The organism is Winogradskyella sp. (assembly GCF_025210595.1).
Lineage (GTDB): Bacteria > Bacteroidota > Bacteroidia > Flavobacteriales > Flavobacteriaceae > Winogradskyella.
The window spans coordinates 15,511-33,075 of record NZ_JAOARH010000045.1; the positions used below are offsets into that span (position 1 = coordinate 15,511).

Below are 17,565 nucleotides of genomic sequence, written 5' to 3' on the forward strand. Positions count from 1 at the left end.
TTTCCGTTATTATAAGTTATTGATAGTCCAAGAGACATAGTATTGAGAACCAATGAAACCAGTACCAAATGCGGTAAAGTATTCATCTTGTAATAAGTTGGTAGCACCAGCTTTAAAAGTAGATTTTAAACTAGGAATTCTGAAGTTAACTTGAGCATCAAGAACATTGAATGAAGGTACATCTCCATCACCGAAAGAAGCTTCCCAAAAGTAGTTGTCGCTCCATCTCCATGATACATTAAAGCCAAAGTTTTTGAATAATTCAGTTTTACCAAAAGAAGCTTTTACTTTATGCTCTGGTGTGTTAAAATTAGTTCTGAAATCTGGGTTTTTCTTAACGTCAAAGTCTAATTTTGAATATGTATAGTTAGCACTTAAGTCAAAACCATTAAATACTTTTGCTGAAACTTGAATGGCTGCACCATAAGAATTTACATCTTCATTTGAGTTAGTATAAGTTTGATAGGCTTGGAAATCTCCATTTGCAATAGCGGCAACAGCTAATGGAGTACCATCAGGCAAAGTTTCAGTTAATTGAACATCTCCATAGAATGGTGCAATAACGGTTTCATTTGCTAAAAAATCTTGATAGTGATTAAAGTAAGCAGAAGCATCTACAATGATACCATCTAATTTACCACGATAGCCTACTTCAACAGAACTTACCTGTTCTGGTTTAACAAGGTTAGAATTACCTATTTCTAAGTCTGCAGGATTGCCGCTAATAGCAAATCCATCTGTTACTGAAGATGCTAAAAAAGAATTGTTATAAGCTCCAGAACCATCAAAGTCAATATTGCTTTGACCGAGAATTGTAGTACCTGTTGCACTTAAATCATAATTTCTAACATCTCTTACTAAGTTGTCTGATGCACCTCCAATTAAAATAGCTCTACCAACGTCTAAGCCTATATATAAATCTTGAGTAGTTGGGTTTCTAAATCCTGTTTGGAAAGATGCTCTAATGTTATGATTTTTATTAATTGTAAAACCAGCTGATAATCTTGGAGAAATAAATCCATCAAATAATTCTGATTTATCATAACGGATAGAACCTGTTAATTTTAACTCAACAGCTTCAGATAATTCTAAAGAGCGTTGTAATTGTGTGTAAATACCAACTTCAGAATAATTGATTGGGCCATCATTATCAGTGTAAATTGTTCCTGAAGAATTTAATCTATATCTTCTATATGATCCACCTAATTGAATTTCTGCAAAGTCTACTAAATCGCCAAGGTTATAATTGGCATCTGCATGATAAATTCTTGAATTATCCTGAAATTTTGAACCTGTAGACAAATCAGGATCATTAACACTTCTGTTGAATGCTGCTTGAAATTCTGGTGTACCAGGTAAATAACGACCAGTGTCTGCAGCTTGTCTTGCTGCAGCATGAGCATCAGTATTTGTAGCACCTCCTAAAGTAGCTCCAATATACGAAGCTACATATTCACCAAACCAAGTTTGGTCATCTTTCCAAGCTCTATTGATATTAATACCTGTAAATACCATATCATAAGAATCTCCTGCTTTATCTTCTGTAATATATCCTCTTACAAAGAAGTTATCGTTTCTAATTTCGAGTTTATGTTGTTGTAAGAAGAAGTTTTTAATGTTGTAACGGTTAGCTCCTTGATAAATGGTATTACCTGAACCTACTTTACCTACATATTGAATTTCGAAATCATTTTCCCAAGGACGGAAATAAAGTCCCCAATCTGCTTTAATACTTTCTGCATTATAATTGGTTAAATCTCTTTCGTTATAACCAGTTCTACTTACATCTACAGAAGGTACAAGTGCTGAAGAACCAGCAGGTGCTAAACCTAAACCTTCAAGAAGTTGTGCAACACCGTTTATATTGGTGCTAACTTCATCACCATAAACGTTTATTCCATCATAATCAATATCAGCTCTTGTTAATCCACGATTTAACTTGTCTTGTTCGTTTACAGCATACCAATCAGTACCTTTTAAGTAACCAAAGTTTACTTTAGCTGCAAATTTCTCACTAAACTTATAAGCCATTCTAATACCTAAATCAGTATAATCGTTATCTCCTGCAGCTTCTTGAGAAGTAATACCTCTTTTTACAAAACCACTTATACCTTGATGATCAAAAGGGTTTTTACTACGCATAAATAAAATTCCGTTGAAAGCATTTGCTCCATATAAAGCTGAAGCTGCACCAGGTAAAAGCTCTACACTTTGTACATCGGTTTCTGTCATACCTAATAAATTTCCAAGAGGGAAGTTAAGTGCTGGAGCAGAATTATCCATGCCATCTACCAATTGCATAAAACGTGTATTAGCAAAAGTTGCAAAACCTCTAGTATTTATAGATTTAAAAGTTAAACTATTAGTGTTTATGTCAACACCTTTAAGGTTTTCTAAACCATCGTAAAAATCTAAAGAAGCAGTGTTTTTTATTTCTTTTATACCAAAACGTTCTACTGTAACAGGAGATTCAAAAATACGTTCTGGTGTACGAGAAGCAGAAATTACGACTTCATCTAATGAGTTACCTTCTTTTAGGGTGACATCAACCGTTTGATTTTTTGATGTTATTTCTATAGTCTGAGCTTCAAAACCTGCATAACTTATACGGATTGAAAACGGAGGGTCTTGATCTACTATTAAAGTGTAGTTACCATCAAAATCTGATACAGTACCTGAAGTGGTACCAACAACTACTATATTTGCACCAGGTAAGGGTAACCCAGAATCTTCAGTAATTTTACCTTTTATTGTGGTTTGAGCAAAAGATGCCACGCAAAAAAGCATTGTAAAAAGCTTTAAGATTGTCTTCATTTTAGAGAATTAGTTAATTAGTTATATGAGCAATTTAAATAAATATATTAAAATTAAGTAAGAAATTTTCAAAAATATATGCATGCATAGTAGTTTTTGAGAAAATAAAAGCCCTAAAACTGATAATAATTCAATTTTAGGGCTTAATGATATGTTTGTATGTTTTATTCTACAGTAACCGATTTTGCCAAGTTTCTAGGTTGATCTACATTTTTATCTAACATAACTGCTATATGATAAGAAAGCAATTGTAAAGGTATTGTAGTTAATAATGGTGTAAGGCATTCTAAAGTTTCAGGAACTTCTATTACATGATCTGCTAATTCCTTTACACTTTTATCACCAGCGGTAACTATACCAATAATTTTACCTTTTCTAGATTTTATTTCCTGTATGTTACTAACTACTTTATCATAATGACCTTTTTTTGTAGCGATAACAACAACAGGCATTAATTCATCTATTAAAGCAATTGGACCATGTTTCATTTCAGCCGCAGGATACCCTTCGGCATGGATATATGAAATTTCCTTTAATTTAAGAGCGCCTTCTAGTGCTACTGGGAAATTAAAGCCTCTTCCTAAATACAAAAAGTTGGTAGCGTCTTTATATATATCTGAAATGGTTTGAACATAGCTATCAGATTTTAAAGCTTCTTCTACTTTGCTTGGTATGGTCTCTAATTCTATTAAATGATGTCTAAATTCTGAACTAGATATAGTACCTTTTGCTCTAGCTAATCGCAAAGCCATCAAGGTTAAAACTGTAATTTGAGTAGTAAATGCTTTTGTAGAAGCTACTCCAATTTCAGGGCCAGCGTGTGTGTACGCACCAGCATCTGATTCTCTTGCTATAGAAGAGCCAACCACATTACAAACACCAAAAACAAAAGCTCCTTTTGACTTGGCTAGTTTAATCGCAGCTAATGTATCTGCAGTTTCACCAGATTGAGAAATAGCTATAACAATATCTTTTTCTGTAATAACAGGATTTCTATATCTAAACTCTGAAGCATATTCTACTTCAACAGGGACTCTAGCTAAATCTTCAAAAATATATTCTGCTACAAGACCTGCATGCCATGATGTACCACATGCAACAATTATGATTCTGTCTGCAGCTAAGAATTTTTTCATGTTATCCTCAACACCAGCAAGCTTTATTAATGCTTCGTTACTTAATAATCTTCCTCTAAAAGTGTCTAAAATAGCTTCAGGCTGCTCGTAAATTTCTTTGAGCATAAAGTGCTCATAACCTCCTTTTTCTATTTGTTCTAAATTCAGCTGAAGTTCTTGGATGTAAGGATCTACTAAGGAATCGTTTTTTATTTTTCTAACCTTTACACCTTTTTTTCTTCTAATAATCGCCATTTCTTCATCTTCAAGATAAATAGCATTTTTGGTGAATTCTATAAAAGGAGATGCATCACTAGCAATGAAAAATTCATCTTCACCAATACCTATAGCAAGTGGACTTCCTAACCTAGCAACTACAATTTCGTTAGGTTTGTTTTTGTCAAAAACAGCAATGGCATAAGCTCCTACTACTTGATTTAATGCAATTTGAACTGCTTTTCCTAACTTTATATTTTCGTTCTTTTTTACATCTTCAATCAGGTTTACTAAAACTTCAGTATCTGTGTCAGATTTAAACGTATAACCACGTTTAATAAGCTCTTTTTTTAAGGAATCATAATTTTCAATAATTCCATTGTGGATTATTACTAATTCTCCTGAATTTGAATAATGAGGATGAGAGTTGACATCGTTCGGTACTCCATGAGTCGCCCAACGTGTATGACCAATGCCTAAGGTGCCATCAGTAGAAATTTCATTTTCTATACGTTCTTTTAAGTCAGAGACTTTTCCTTTGGTTTTTGATAGTTTTATGTTATTGCCATCATAAAGTGCTATGCCAGCACTATCATAACCTCTATATTCTAGTCTTTGAAGTCCTTTAATTACAATAGGATAGGCTTCTCTGTGGCCAATATACCCAACAATTCCACACATAGGTTAGTTTTTTAGTTATTTGGTTCTGTGTAATATATTTCTAGATACACTTTTTTGTTTCCATCTTCAGTGTTATTTCCATGTAAAATAGTTCCCCTTGGTGATAATATAGAACCTATAGGAGACGTAAAATCAGAATCATCACTTGTTTGAACTTGTTGTTGTATCAATTCTTCTAAATTAACATTTAAAGATACAGATAAACCCAATTCAACATTTGTAGAGTCTCTTAATAATAGATTATTAATATGTTCTGTAACTCTAAACTTGTATTTTATACCATCTCCTGTTGGTTCATCATTAACACGTTGCAATGGACCTAAATGGTTTAATTTTGATGATGAAGGTAGTGTGTTGTTTGTAACATCAAAAGAATAATCTACCAACGGTCTTTTATTGTCTATATCATACAAAAATAGTCGATTTGGCTGATTTTCTGGGTTTTCCATTGCTAAAGCGATGTCATCTACATAGAAAATAAGATTAGCTTCATTTACTAAAAGTTTTGAACTTTCAAAGGTTCCGTCAGAATCAAGATTAACAAAAAGTTCTCTAAATTCATCAAAATATGAATCACCTGACTCTGGATTTACACCATTAAAGAGTTTTATCTTTGCAATAGATCCCTCACCTCCTTTTAAATACAATCTTGCATCACCTTCTGTTTCGTTGCCGTTATCTATGGTTGTATTAAATTCATTGTCTATGAAGTTTATTTTATTTCCACCAAAATTTAAAGCAAAACTTTCTTGCTCTTCTGTGGTTACATCTTCTCCGTCATCATTTTGTGTTGTTGTTGAGGTAGTGTAATATATTGTAATATTAGCATTTGTTGAGTTTGTGTTTAGAATTATATAACTCCCATCGTCATTTACAGTTTCCGCTTTAAAGTAAAGTCCTCTAAAATATTCTGTAAAGTTATTTTCGTTACTTAATACTGTTGGGTTTTGTTCTTCTTGGTTTATGATTTTATCTTGCCAAAAAGTAGGATCTAATTTTAACCTTATGCCTGGTGGAGTATTTGTTCTTGTAACTTCATCTTCTTCGCCATTTTCTCCTTCTGTAGTTACTGTAAGTACAAAGCCATCTTGGTTGACTTTTATGTTTCCTTCTGGATTAAGAGATATGTGATTTACATCGATTGAGCTTTCAATTAAATTTAGAGGGCTCCCTTCTAATGCGGTTATCATTTCGGTTTCTGAAGCAGATTTATTTGAAAAATACGCTTGGCTTTCATTAAACTCAGCATTTGGGTCAAAGTCTCTAATAAAATAATTACTTTCATAGATACTCAACTTTATAGGGCTATATGTGTCACCGTCAGGAAAAATTGAGTCTACATTATAAGTGATATTATTTTCAGTATCGATTTCTGTAACTCTGTAAAAATAAGGGAGAGTTAAAACTACAGAATCGATTTCTAATTCATCAGCATCTCCGAGGAAAGTAGGTGAATAGGAAGATAAAGTAACTTGAGATACAAAGCTAGAGGTTAACCTACCGTAATTGTCATCATAAGGTCCTAGGGCATTTAAGCCTAAATTATTGTTGGTTTGTACGGGTCCTAAAGCCTTTGTGTAAGTAATTATATCTGTGAAATGAGGGTTAGTTTCACTAAGTTTTTTTATATCAAAATTTGTAGCAACATCATCATTTAAAACATCAGACTCTAATGAAGAGAATTCAGTTTCGCAGGCGATAAAGCTTACGGTTATTAATATGAATACAAAAAGTTGAAGGGCAATTCTATTCTTTTTCATAAGTAATTTTAACTGTTTAATACAGCTTCTGTATAAAATTCTGTGTATGGATCTGCAAACTCTTCAATAGGATAAAAATCTAAAACAGGTTTTGTTAGTTCATCAATGTAGTTGTCTAATTCATCTGGCAGAACTTCAGATCCTCTAATGATAGCATCAGAATTATCAATAGCAATTTTCATTAGATTGATATAATCTGGTTTTGCAAGAGGTTTTATTGTTTCCTCATCTAAACCGTCAAATTTCACTTTCTCTATCATTTTTTTATCTAACGTACCATCAAAGCTTTGATTGTATACAGAGGTAACTATTTTACTTTCGGTAAATAATGGTTCTGTTTTATAGAATTCTTTTAAGTATAGTGGAAGTAATGAAGCTAACCAACCATTAACATGAATTATGTCTGGTGCCCAATTCAATTTTTTAACAGTTTCTATAACTCCTTTGGCAAAGAAAATGGCACGTTCGTCATTGTCTGAAAAAAGTTTTCCATCCTCATCAGTTAACGTAGCTTTTCTTTTAAAATATTCTTCGTTGTCAATAAAATATACTTGTATACGCTCTTTTGGAATAGAGGCAACTTTTATAATAAGAGGCATGTCTAAATCATTGATAACAAGGTTTATTCCAGAAAGCCTAATTACCTCATGAAGTTGATGCCTTCGTTCGTTAATATTACCAAAGCGAGGCATAAATATTCGTATTTGCCCTCCTTGTTTGTTTACCATTCTTGGAGCTTCAAATGACATTGAAGAAATCTCTGTTTCTGGTAAATATGGAACAACCTCAGAGGATACATACAATATTCGTTTATCTTTCATAAATCTGCTGCTTTTGAAAATTAAGAGTAAAAACACGCAAAATTACAAAAATTTGTGCAGATTGCCAGTAAAATATTATGTTTGCACGCGTTAATTTTTTGTTACAGAATTGAAAACATTTCATAATAAATCTGAGTTAACTCATCATATAGATGAATTAAAGGCTGAGGGAAAATCTATTGGTTTTGTTCCTACGATGGGTGCGCTTCATAACGGTCATTTATCTTTAGTTGAAAATGGACTAAATGACAATGACTTTGTTGTTGTGAGCATTTTTGTTAATCCTACGCAATTTGATAATCAGGAAGATTTAATTAAGTATCCAAGAACTTTAGATGCTGATGTGTCGCTACTTAAAATAATAAGTGAGCATGAAATTTTAGTTTATGCTCCTACTGTAAATGATATTTATGGCGATAATGTGCAATCTCAATCTTTTAAATTTGATGGTTTAGAAAATGAGATGGAAGGAGCTTTTAGAGAAGGTCATTTTGATGGTGTTGGTACTATTGTAAAGCGCTTGTTTGAAATTGTAAGACCAGATAAAGCTTACTTTGGTGAGAAAGATTTTCAGCAATTACAAATCGTTAAGAAGCTTGTGGAACTGTATCATATTCCTGTTGAGGTAATAGGATGTTCTATACATAGAGAAAAGGATGGTTTGGCGATGAGTTCTAGAAACACAAGATTAACCGAAGCGCACAGAGCTGTTGCTCCATTTATTTATAAAATACTAAAATCTGCCAAAACAGAGTTTGGCACAAAAAGTGCTAAAAAAGTAACGGAATGGGTTGAGAAGCAATTTAAGAAACAATCGCTATTAGAGTTAGAATATTTTATTATTGCTGATATAGAAACCTTAAAGCCAGTAAAACGAAAATCAACAAAAAAGACATATAGAGCATTTATAGCAGTATATGCAGGAGATATTAGACTTATAGATAATATCGCTTTAAATTAATTATCTTTGCCACATGCAAATTCAAGTTGTAAAATCTAAGATACATCGCGTAAAATGTACAGGAGCAGATCTTAACTACATTGGTAGTATTACTATTGATGAAGATTTAATGGATGCTGCAAATATTATTCAGGGTGAAAAAGTTCAGATTGTAAATAATAACAATGGTGAGCGATTAGAAACCTATTGTATTCCAGGGCCACGTAATAGTGGTGAAATTACTCTAAATGGTGCGGCTGCTCGTAAGGTAGCTGTAGGTGATGTTTTAATTTTAATTACTTATGCTTTCATGGATATAGAAGATGCTAAAGTGTTTAAACCATCATTAGTGTTTCCAGACGAAGCAACCAATCTTCTAAAATAATTTTTTTGAATAGGTTTAAGACCATCCTAAAAGTTGTTTTACCCTTACTCTTGGGAGTGGTTTTAGTTTGGTATTCACTATCACAAATTTCTGTTTCAAAATTGGTTCAGTATTTTAAGGATGCTAACTATTTTTGGATATTTCTAGGAGCTGGTTTAGGTCTATTAAGTCATATTTCTAGAGCTTACAGATGGTTATATATGGCAGAGCCTTTAGGTTATAAGCCTAAATTGCCCAATAGTTTTATGGCTGTGTATTCAGCATATTTAATTAATCTTACAATTCCTAGGGCAGGTGAGGTTGCAAGAGCTTCGATATTAGCTAATTACGAAGGTGTTCCTTTTGATAAAGGTTTTGGTACTATTGTGGCTGAACGTGTGGCTGATACTATTATGTTATTAGTAGTTATTGGTGTAGCACTCATTTTAGAATTTGAATTCATTTATGATTTCTTCATAGAGAAATTTAATCCATCTACTCTAATATTAGCTGTCGTTGTTTTATTAGTTGTGGCTTTGGGTCTGTTTATTTTCATTAAAAGAAGTGCTTCAAAATTTGCTTTAAAAGTAAGGCGGTTTGTAAGTGGTCTAATAGAAGGAGTGTTGAGTATCTTTAAAATGAAAAAGAAATGGGCTTTTATTTTTCATACATTGTTTATTTGGGTTATGTATTTATCTGTGTTTTACACAACCTCAAAAGCTTTGCCAGAGTTAAGTGATATTACCTTAGCTACAGTTTTAATAGGGTTTATTTTAGCAAGTTTTAGTATAGCCGCAACAAATGGAGGTATTGGCTCATTTCCGGAAGCAATTGTTATTGCATTTGCCTTGTTTAATATGCCAGAAGATCCTAGCAGAGCTTTTGGTTGGATATTGTGGTCTACACAAACACTAGCAGTTATTATACTAGGAGGTTTATCTTTAATTTACTTACCAATCTACAATAGAAAGTAAGCTAGTATATAGAAATATTTTTTACCTTGCTTCAACTTTTATTCATCAAGTATATGAAGCATTTATACATTTCTGTGCTATTATTTTTTTTAGCATTAAATCTTTATGCGCAAGCTGACCGTGAGACTATTGATTCTGATAAGCTTAGCGAGGCTCGAGAGTTAAAAATCCAATTACCAAGAAACTATGATCCAAAGGCAGATCGTGTATATCCTTTGGTTGTTGTTTTAGATGGAGATTATTTATTTGAGCCTGTTGCAGGTAATATTGATTATCAAGCCTATTGGGAAGGTATACCAGATTGTATCGTGGTTGGTGTCAATCAAGAAGCTACTAGAGAAGATGATATGTCTTATGATATGGATACTTCGGAATTAAATCCTGAATCTGAAAATTTTTATGCATTTTTAAAAGAAGAGCTTTTGCCTTATATAGAGCAAAATTATAAAGTGTCTAGTTTTAGGATGATTGTTGGGCATGAATTGTCAGCTAATTATGTGAATTATTTTTTATTAAAAAAGCAATCTTTTTTTAGAGCCTATGTGAGTTTAAGTCCAGATTTAGCTCCTAATATGAAGGATGAATTACCAAAGCATTTATCAGAATTGCAAGAAGAAACATTTTATTACATGGCAACTGCAGATACAGATTTTAAATCTTTAAGAGCAACTATTACAGAATGTGATTCAAAACTTAAAACAGTAGAAAATGCTAAGCTAAAATATGAGTTTAATAATTTTAATGATACTAATCATTATTCTTTAGTGGGTATGGGAATACCTAAAGCTTTAAACAAAATATTTACGTTGTATAAGCCAATAACTAGAAAAGAATACAAAGAAAAAGTATTGACTTACGAAGGGTCTCCTTACGATTATCTCATAAAAAAATATGAAGATATTGCCTATTTCTATGGTTTTGAAAAAAAGGTGATTGAAAATGATATTAGAGCTATTGCAGCGGCAGCTAAAAAAAGAGATGATATAGGTGCTTTAGGTCAATTAGCAGATTTGGTTAAAGTAGAGTTTCCTAAATCGATGATGAAAAGCTATTATATGGGTATATATCATGAAAAAGCAGGTGATCTAAAAAAAGCATTATTATCTTATAAATCAGGTTTAATGTTAGAGCCTTCTCAGTATGTAGATAAAGAGCTTATCTTAGATAAGATGTATCAAGTTCAAAATGCTTTAAAGAATTAAACTAATGAAACTAACATTAAAACGCATGAAAAAGATTGCTTTTATAATCCTTCTTTGTATTGTACATAAAACGTTTTTTGCTCAAATTAGTTATGATGAAATTTTATCATCGCAACTAAATACAACACGTCAATTAAAAATAAAGTTACCAAAGGATTACGATGAGTATTCAGAGGTAAGATACCCATTAATTATTGTTTTTGATGGTGATTATTTGTTTGAGCCAATTGCTGGCCAGGTTGATTTTCAAACTTACTTCGATGATATGCCTAGCTCTATAATTGTAGGAATAGTGCAAGGAAACGAAAGACGATACGATGGGTATTGCGATGAGGTTACGGGTTTGCCTAAAGAATCTGGTATTCGTTTCCATAATTTTGTAGCCACTGAGCTCATTCCGTATTTAGATAATAAGTATAATACAAGCGAGTTTACAGTAGCCGTTGGCCATGATCTTATGGGTAATTTTATCAATTCATATTTATTTAAAGAGAACCCTCTTTTTAATGCCTATGTATGTATTAGTCCAGATTTATCAGGTACTGTGAGAGATTATTTAGCGCAGCGTTTAGAGATGAATAGTGGTGAGATTTTTTATTATATGGCAACATCAGATAAAGATTTACCATATATAAGAGAAGCGGTTTTAAATGTTAATGCAAAAATTTCCGAGGTTAATAATCAAAACCTTACTTATTATTTTGATGAGTTTAAAAACGAAACCCATTACACGCTTGTAACAAGTGCTATCGCAAGGTCTTTCGATAAGATTTTTGAATTATATAAACCACTTCGCGAAAAAGAATTAGAAGAAAAAGTGCTGCCATACGAGCATTCTTTAGATAAGTATTTAATAGAACGTTATGAAAGAATTGAAGATTTATTCGGAATAAAAAAACCAATTCCAGAAGAAGAATTTGAAAAAATGGCTAAGATAGCAGACGAACGTGGTGATGTGGAGTCTTACAAAGGTTTAGCAAGTTTAGCAAAAAAGGAAGATCCTAATGCTATGTTAGGCTTGTATTATTCTGGAGTATATGCAGCTAAAAACGACAATAAAACTCGTGCTCTTAAATATTTTGAAGAAGCTTTGCAGCTAAATGAAGGTGAAATAATTACAGCAGACCTTATTGTAGAAAAAATGGAAAATTTAGCAGCTATGGTTGCAGAAGAAGAAGCTAAAGTGGAAGAAGAAAAAGCGCAAAAACGAGCAGAGAAAGAAGCTGAGAAGGAAGCAAAGCGAATAGAGAAAGAACAAGAAAAGGCTGAAAAAGAAAAAGAAAGAATAGAAAAAGAAGCCGAAAAACAAAAAGCAAAAGAAGCTAAAGAAGAGAAAGAGGAAACGGAGAATGAAAATGACTAAAAGCTAACAATGGCTAAAGTAAAAACAACTTTTTATTGTCAAAATTGTGGTAGTCAATTTGCTAAATGGCAAGGACAATGCACATCTTGTAAGCAATGGAATACTATTAACGAAGAGGTTATTCAAAAACCAGAAAAAAACGATTGGAAACCTTCAGATTCTTCTGTAAAACGTGTGTCAAAGCCGTTAAAAATTAATGAAATAGACTCGTCTCAAGAAGCAAGGTTAAATATGCAAGATGCAGAATTTAACAGAGTTCTTGGCGGTGGAATGGTGCAAGGATCATTAACGCTTTTGGGTGGTGAGCCAGGTATTGGTAAGAGTACGCTTTTACTTCAAATAGCATTACGATTAAATTATAAAACACTTTATGTCTCTGGTGAGGAAAGTCAGAAACAGATAAAAATGCGAGCAGAGCGCATAAATCCTAATAGTAATAATTGTTATATCCTCACTGAAACCAAGACACAGAACATATTTAAGCAAATAGATACGCTTCAACCAGAAATTGTAATTATAGATTCTATTCAAACATTACATAGCGATTATATAGAATCTTCAGCAGGTAGCATATCTCAAATAAAAGAATGCACTACAGAGCTTATAAAGTTTGCTAAGGAAACTGCTACACCTGTATTATTAATTGGTCATATAACAAAAGATGGTCACATAGCAGGACCGAAAATTTTAGAACACATGGTGGATACGGTTTTGCAGTTTGAAGGAGATCGTAATCATATTTTTAGAATTCTTAGAGCACATAAAAATCGTTTTGGTTCCACAAACGAATTAGGAATTTACGAAATGCAAGGTTCTGGTTTAAGAGAGGTTACAAATCCTTCAGAGATTTTAATTTCTGAAAAAGATGGTGAGCTTTCAGGTAATGCAATAGCAGCAACACTCGAAGGTTTAAGACCTCTTATGATTGAGGTGCAAGCTTTGGTAAGTACAGCTGTTTATGGAACACCTCAGCGCTCAGCAACAGGTTTTAATGCAAAACGGTTAAATATGCTGTTGGCTGTTTTAGAAAAACGAGCAGGTTTTAGACTGGGAGCTAAAGATGTCTTTTTAAATATTACAGGAGGTATTACTGTAGATGATCCTGCTATAGATCTTGCTGTTGTAGCTTCAATATTATCTTCAAATGACGATGTAGCTCTATCTGGTGATTATTGCTTTGCTGCAGAAGTGGGATTATCTGGAGAGATAAGACCTGTGCAGCGTGTTGAGCAACGCATTTTAGAAGCAGAAAAACTTGGCTTTTCAACAATTTTTGTATCAAAATACAATAAAATAAGCTTAAAGAATACTACAATAAAGATTCAATTGATTTCAAAAATTGAAGATTTGGTTGGCTTAATAGTTTGATATGAAGGTTGTTGAAATAAATTTAAAAGATATTAGTTCTTGGAGTGATTTTCATGATGTTTTTGAAAAGCGTTTTAATTTTCCAGACTATTACGGACGTAATTTAGATGCTTGGATTGATTGTATGGATGATGTGCTATCTAAATCAGAGGATATGTTGCTGTTAGATTTTGGAGAATGTTATGATTTAAAGAAACGTATTCCTGGAATTACCAATCGTATTTTAGAGTGTTGCGCTTTTTTAAATTTTAGATTTATAGATGCTAAAAGGCAGCCAAAGTTGATGGTCTCTATGTTTGCATAGAAAACCACTGTTTTTCATGCGATTTGGCAGCTTTTTATTCAAAATTCCTTAATTTCGCGTTCTTTAATAAATGATTAGAAATGAGTGCGAGATTTCCTGAGTATAAAGGACTTAACTTGTCAAAAGTTGCTGAAGAGATAAGTAACTATTGGGAAGCCAATAATATCTTCCAAAAAAGTGTAACAACAAGAGAGGGGAAAGAACCATATGTGTTTTTTGAAGGACCACCTTCAGCTAATGGATTGCCTGGTGTACACCATGTTTTAGCACGTGCTATAAAAGATATTTTTCCACGTTATAAAACCATGAAAGGTTTTCAGGTAAAGCGTAAAGCAGGTTGGGATACACATGGATTACCAGTAGAGCTTGGTGTAGAGAAAGAACTTGGTATTACCAAAGAAGATATTGGTACTAAAATTACTGTAGAAGAATATAACGAAGCTTGTAAAAAAGCGGTAATGCGTTATACAGATATTTGGAATGATCTTACACAAAAAATGGGTTATTGGGTAGATATGGATGATCCATATATAACTTATAAACCTAAATACATGGAGAGTGTTTGGTGGTTGCTTAAGCAGATCTATGATAAGAATTTGCTTTATAAAGGTTATACCATTCAACCATATTCGCCAAAAGCAGGTACTGGATTGAGCTCGCATGAGCTTAACCAACCAGGAACATATCAAGATGTAACAGATACAACTGTTGTTGCACAGTTTAAGGCTATACAAGAAACATTACCAGAATTTCTTCAAAACGAAGATGATATTCATTTTCTAGCTTGGACTACGACACCTTGGACCTTGCCTAGTAATACAGCATTAACTGTTGGTTCAAAAATAGATTATGTGCTTGTTGAAACGTACAATCAGTATACCTTCAAGCCAATGAAGGTAATTTTGGCTAAGAACTTAATTGGCAAACAGTTTAGCGGAAAGTATGCTCAAGTTGAAACTCAACCAGAATTATTAGAGTTCAAAGAAGGAGATAAAAAAATTCCTTTTTGTGTAATTAAAGAATTTAAAGGAAAAGATTTAGTTGGTATTAAATACGAGCAGTTATTAGATTATACATTACCAAATGATAATGCTGAAAATGCATTTAGAGTTATTTCAGGAGATTTTGTAACGACAGAAGATGGTACAGGTATAGTACATACAGCACCAACTTTTGGTGCAGATGATGCTTTGGTGGCTAAACAAGCTAAACCAGAAGTACCACCAATGTTGGTGAAAGATGAGAATGGTAATTTAGTGCCACTTGTAGATTTACAAGGACGCTTTAGACCAGAAATGGGAGAATTTGCAGGTAAATACGTTAAAAACGAATATTACGAAGATGGTGAAGCGCCAGACAAGTCTGTTGATGTCGAAATTGCCATTAAATTAAAAATAGAAAACAAAGCCTTTAAGGTAGAAAAATATAAGCATAGCTACCCAAATTGTTGGAGAACAGATAAGCCAATCCTTTATTATCCATTAGATTCTTGGTTTATAAAAGTAACTGATATAAAAGGGAGAATGCATGAGTTAAATACCACAATAAACTGGAAACCAAAATCTACTGGAGAAGGTCGTTTTGGTAATTGGTTGGCTAATGCAAATGATTGGAATTTATCACGTTCACGTTTTTGGGGAATTCCTTTACCAATATGGAGAACAGAAGATGGTAAAGAACAAAAGTGTATTGGTTCAGTGGAAGAATTAAAAAGTGAAATGCAACTTGCCGTTGAAGCAGGTATGATGACATCAGATATTTTCAATGATTTTGAAGTTGGAAACATGTCTGAGGAAAACTATGATAAAATAGATCTTCATAAAAACGTAGTTGATAAGATTGTATTAGTTTCAGATTCTGGGCAACCTATGAAACGCGAAAGCGATCTTATTGATGTATGGTTCGATTCTGGTTCTATGCCTTATGCACAATGGCATTATCCTTTTGAAAACAAAGAATTAATAGATGATAATAAATCGTATCCAGCAGATTTTATTGCAGAAGGTGTAGATCAAACACGTGGTTGGTTTTATACATTACATGCTATTGGTACAATGGTCTTTGATTCTGTAGCCTATAAAAATGTAGTGTCTAATGGCTTGGTGTTAGATAAAAACGGACAAAAAATGTCTAAGCGTTTAGGCAATGCCGTAGATCCTTTTGAAACTTTGGCTAATCATGGTGCTGATGCCACACGCTGGTATATGATTAGTAATGCAAATCCTTGGGACAACCTTAAGTTTGATATTGAAGGAGTAGAAGAGGTGAAACGTAAATTCTTCGGGACGTTATATAACACATATTCATTCTTTAGTTTATACACCAATTTAGACGGTTTTAGTTATTCTGAAGATGATATTCCTTTAAGTGAGAGACCAGAATTAGACCGATGGATTCTTTCAGAATTAAACACCTTAATTAAGAAGGTAGACGAATATTATGCAGAATATGAGCCTACAAAAGCTGCAAGAGCAATTTCAGACTTTACGCAAGATTATCTAAGTAACTGGTACGTACGTTTAAGTAGAAGACGTTTCTGGAAAGGCGATTACCAAACCGATAAAATTTCAGCATACCAAACACTTTACACATGTATGGTAACTATTGCAAAACTTGGTGCTCCAATTGCGCCATTCTTTATGGATCGTTTGTATTTAGATCTTAATGCGGTAACGCAAAAAGAAGGTTTTGAAAGTGTACATTTAGCTGAGTTTCCAATAGCTGATGAATCTGTAATAGACAAGGTGCTAGAACGTAAAATGGAAAATGCCCAAACAATATCTTCATTGGTTTTATCGTTGAGAGCTAAAGAGAAGATAAAGGTGCGTCAACCATTACAAAAAATTATGATACCTGTTGATAGTCAGCAACAAAAAGATGAAATAAAAGCAGTTTCAGATTTAATAAAGCACGAAGTTAATATTAAAGATATTGAACTTTTAGAGGACGCTTCAGATATTTTAGTGAAGCAAATTAAGCCTAATTTTAAGGTTCTTGGGCCTCGTTTTGGAAAAGATATGAAGCTTGTAGCTGGTGCTATAAATGGTTTTTCAGCAGAGGATATTAAAAAAATTGAGCAAAATGGAAATTTAGATGTTGAGATTAATGGAAAAAACATTAATTTAGGACTTGATGATGTAGAGATTACCTCTCAAGATATTGAAGGTTGGCTAGTTGCAAACGAAGGTGCGTTAACCGTAGCCTTAGATGTAACAATAACAGAAGAATTACGTAAGGAAGGTATTGCACGTGAGCTCGTAAACCGAATTCAAAATTTACGTAAAGATTCAGGATTTGAAGTTACCGATCGTATAGATGTGCAACTTCAAAACGATGTGCAAGTTTCAGCAGCTATAGCTTCTAACGAAGCTTATATAAAATCTGAAACGTTAACTGAAAATTTAAAAATATTAGATAATTTAAAAGATGGTATAGAAATTGCTTTTGATGAAGTAAGTACCAAATTATTTATACAAAAACATTAAACTATGGCAACAGATATTAAGAATAGATATTCTGACAATGATTTAGAGAAATTCAGAGTTTTAATACAAGAGAAAATTGATAAAGCTGAGCACGATTTAGAGCTTATAAAAAGTGCCTACATGAATGATCATAACAATGGTACAGATGATACGTCTCC

General features: G+C 32.9%; 12 protein-coding genes and 1 pseudogene. 9 read left to right on the forward strand and 4 right to left on the reverse strand.

All coding sequences use genetic code 11. The annotated features are described in order from the left end of the window. Positions 1–9 precede the first annotated feature (9 nt). The 4 genes from N4A42_RS04920 to N4A42_RS04935 all read right to left on the reverse strand — a co-directional run bounded on the left by N4A42_RS04920 (position 10) and on the right by N4A42_RS04935 (position 7,407). Entirely contained in the window at positions 10–2,814 is a 2,805-nt protein-coding gene (locus N4A42_RS04920) for a TonB-dependent receptor (RefSeq protein ID WP_294070740.1), read from the reverse strand. Positions 2,815–2,978: 164 nt separating this feature from the next. Beyond that, positions 2,979–4,826, reverse strand: coding sequence for a glutamine--fructose-6-phosphate transaminase (isomerizing) (gene glmS / locus N4A42_RS04925; protein WP_294070743.1), 1,848 nt, complete (start codon positions 4,824–4,826; stop codon positions 2,979–2,981). A gap of 11 nt (positions 4,827–4,837) precedes the next feature. Continuing rightward, positions 4,838–6,586, reverse strand: coding sequence for a DUF4270 domain-containing protein (locus tag N4A42_RS04930; protein ID WP_294070746.1), 1,749 nt, complete (start codon positions 6,584–6,586; stop codon positions 4,838–4,840). A gap of 8 nt (positions 6,587–6,594) precedes the next feature. Beyond that, on the reverse strand, positions 6,595–7,407 hold the full coding sequence (locus tag N4A42_RS04935) for a glycogen/starch synthase (protein WP_294070748.1): 813 nt from the start codon (positions 7,405–7,407) through the stop codon (positions 6,595–6,597). A 109-nt stretch (positions 7,408–7,516) separates the two neighbouring features. Between N4A42_RS04935 and panC the strand changes: the two genes are divergently transcribed. The 9 genes and pseudogenes from panC to N4A42_RS04980 form a co-directional block, all read left to right on the forward strand. Then, positions 7,517–8,368 carry a pantoate--beta-alanine ligase gene (panC, locus tag N4A42_RS04940; RefSeq protein WP_294070751.1) on the forward strand — a complete coding sequence of 284 codons (852 nt, stop codon included), beginning with the start codon at positions 7,517–7,519 and terminating at the stop codon, positions 8,366–8,368. 13 nt (positions 8,369–8,381) lie between these two features. Then, the gene (panD, locus tag N4A42_RS04945) at positions 8,382–8,732 is read left to right on the forward strand and encodes an aspartate 1-decarboxylase (RefSeq protein ID WP_111682403.1); all 351 of its coding nucleotides are present in this window, start codon (positions 8,382–8,384) and stop codon (positions 8,730–8,732) included. Between the two features lie 5 nt (positions 8,733–8,737). Then, complete coding sequence (locus N4A42_RS04950) at positions 8,738–9,685, forward strand: lysylphosphatidylglycerol synthase transmembrane domain-containing protein (protein WP_294070759.1); 948 nt, start codon at positions 8,738–8,740, stop codon at positions 9,683–9,685. Positions 9,686–9,738: 53 nt separating this feature from the next. Next, on the forward strand, positions 9,739–10,887 hold the full coding sequence (locus N4A42_RS04955; protein ID WP_294070762.1) for an alpha/beta hydrolase-fold protein: 1,149 nt from the start codon (positions 9,739–9,741) through the stop codon (positions 10,885–10,887). 4 nt (positions 10,888–10,891) lie between these two features. After that, entirely contained in the window at positions 10,892–12,250 is a 1,359-nt protein-coding gene (locus N4A42_RS04960; RefSeq protein WP_294070765.1) for an alpha/beta hydrolase-fold protein, read from the forward strand. A 9-nt stretch (positions 12,251–12,259) separates the two neighbouring features. Beyond that, a complete protein-coding gene (radA, locus tag N4A42_RS04965; protein WP_294070768.1) occupies positions 12,260–13,618 on the forward strand; it encodes a DNA repair protein RadA in 1,359 nt (452 codons plus the stop codon). 1 nt (position 13,619) lies between these two features. After that, positions 13,620–13,922 (forward strand): barstar family protein, encoded by a 303-nt coding sequence (locus N4A42_RS04970; protein ID WP_294070771.1) that lies wholly within the window; start codon positions 13,620–13,622, stop codon positions 13,920–13,922. Positions 13,923–14,002: 80 nt separating this feature from the next. After that, on the forward strand, positions 14,003–17,407 hold the full coding sequence (ileS, locus tag N4A42_RS04975) for an isoleucine--tRNA ligase (RefSeq protein WP_294070774.1): 3,405 nt from the start codon (positions 14,003–14,005) through the stop codon (positions 17,405–17,407). Between the two features lie 3 nt (positions 17,408–17,410). Continuing rightward, positions 17,411–17,565 (forward strand): annotated as a pseudogene (locus tag N4A42_RS04980) (TraR/DksA family transcriptional regulator); the annotation flags it as partial.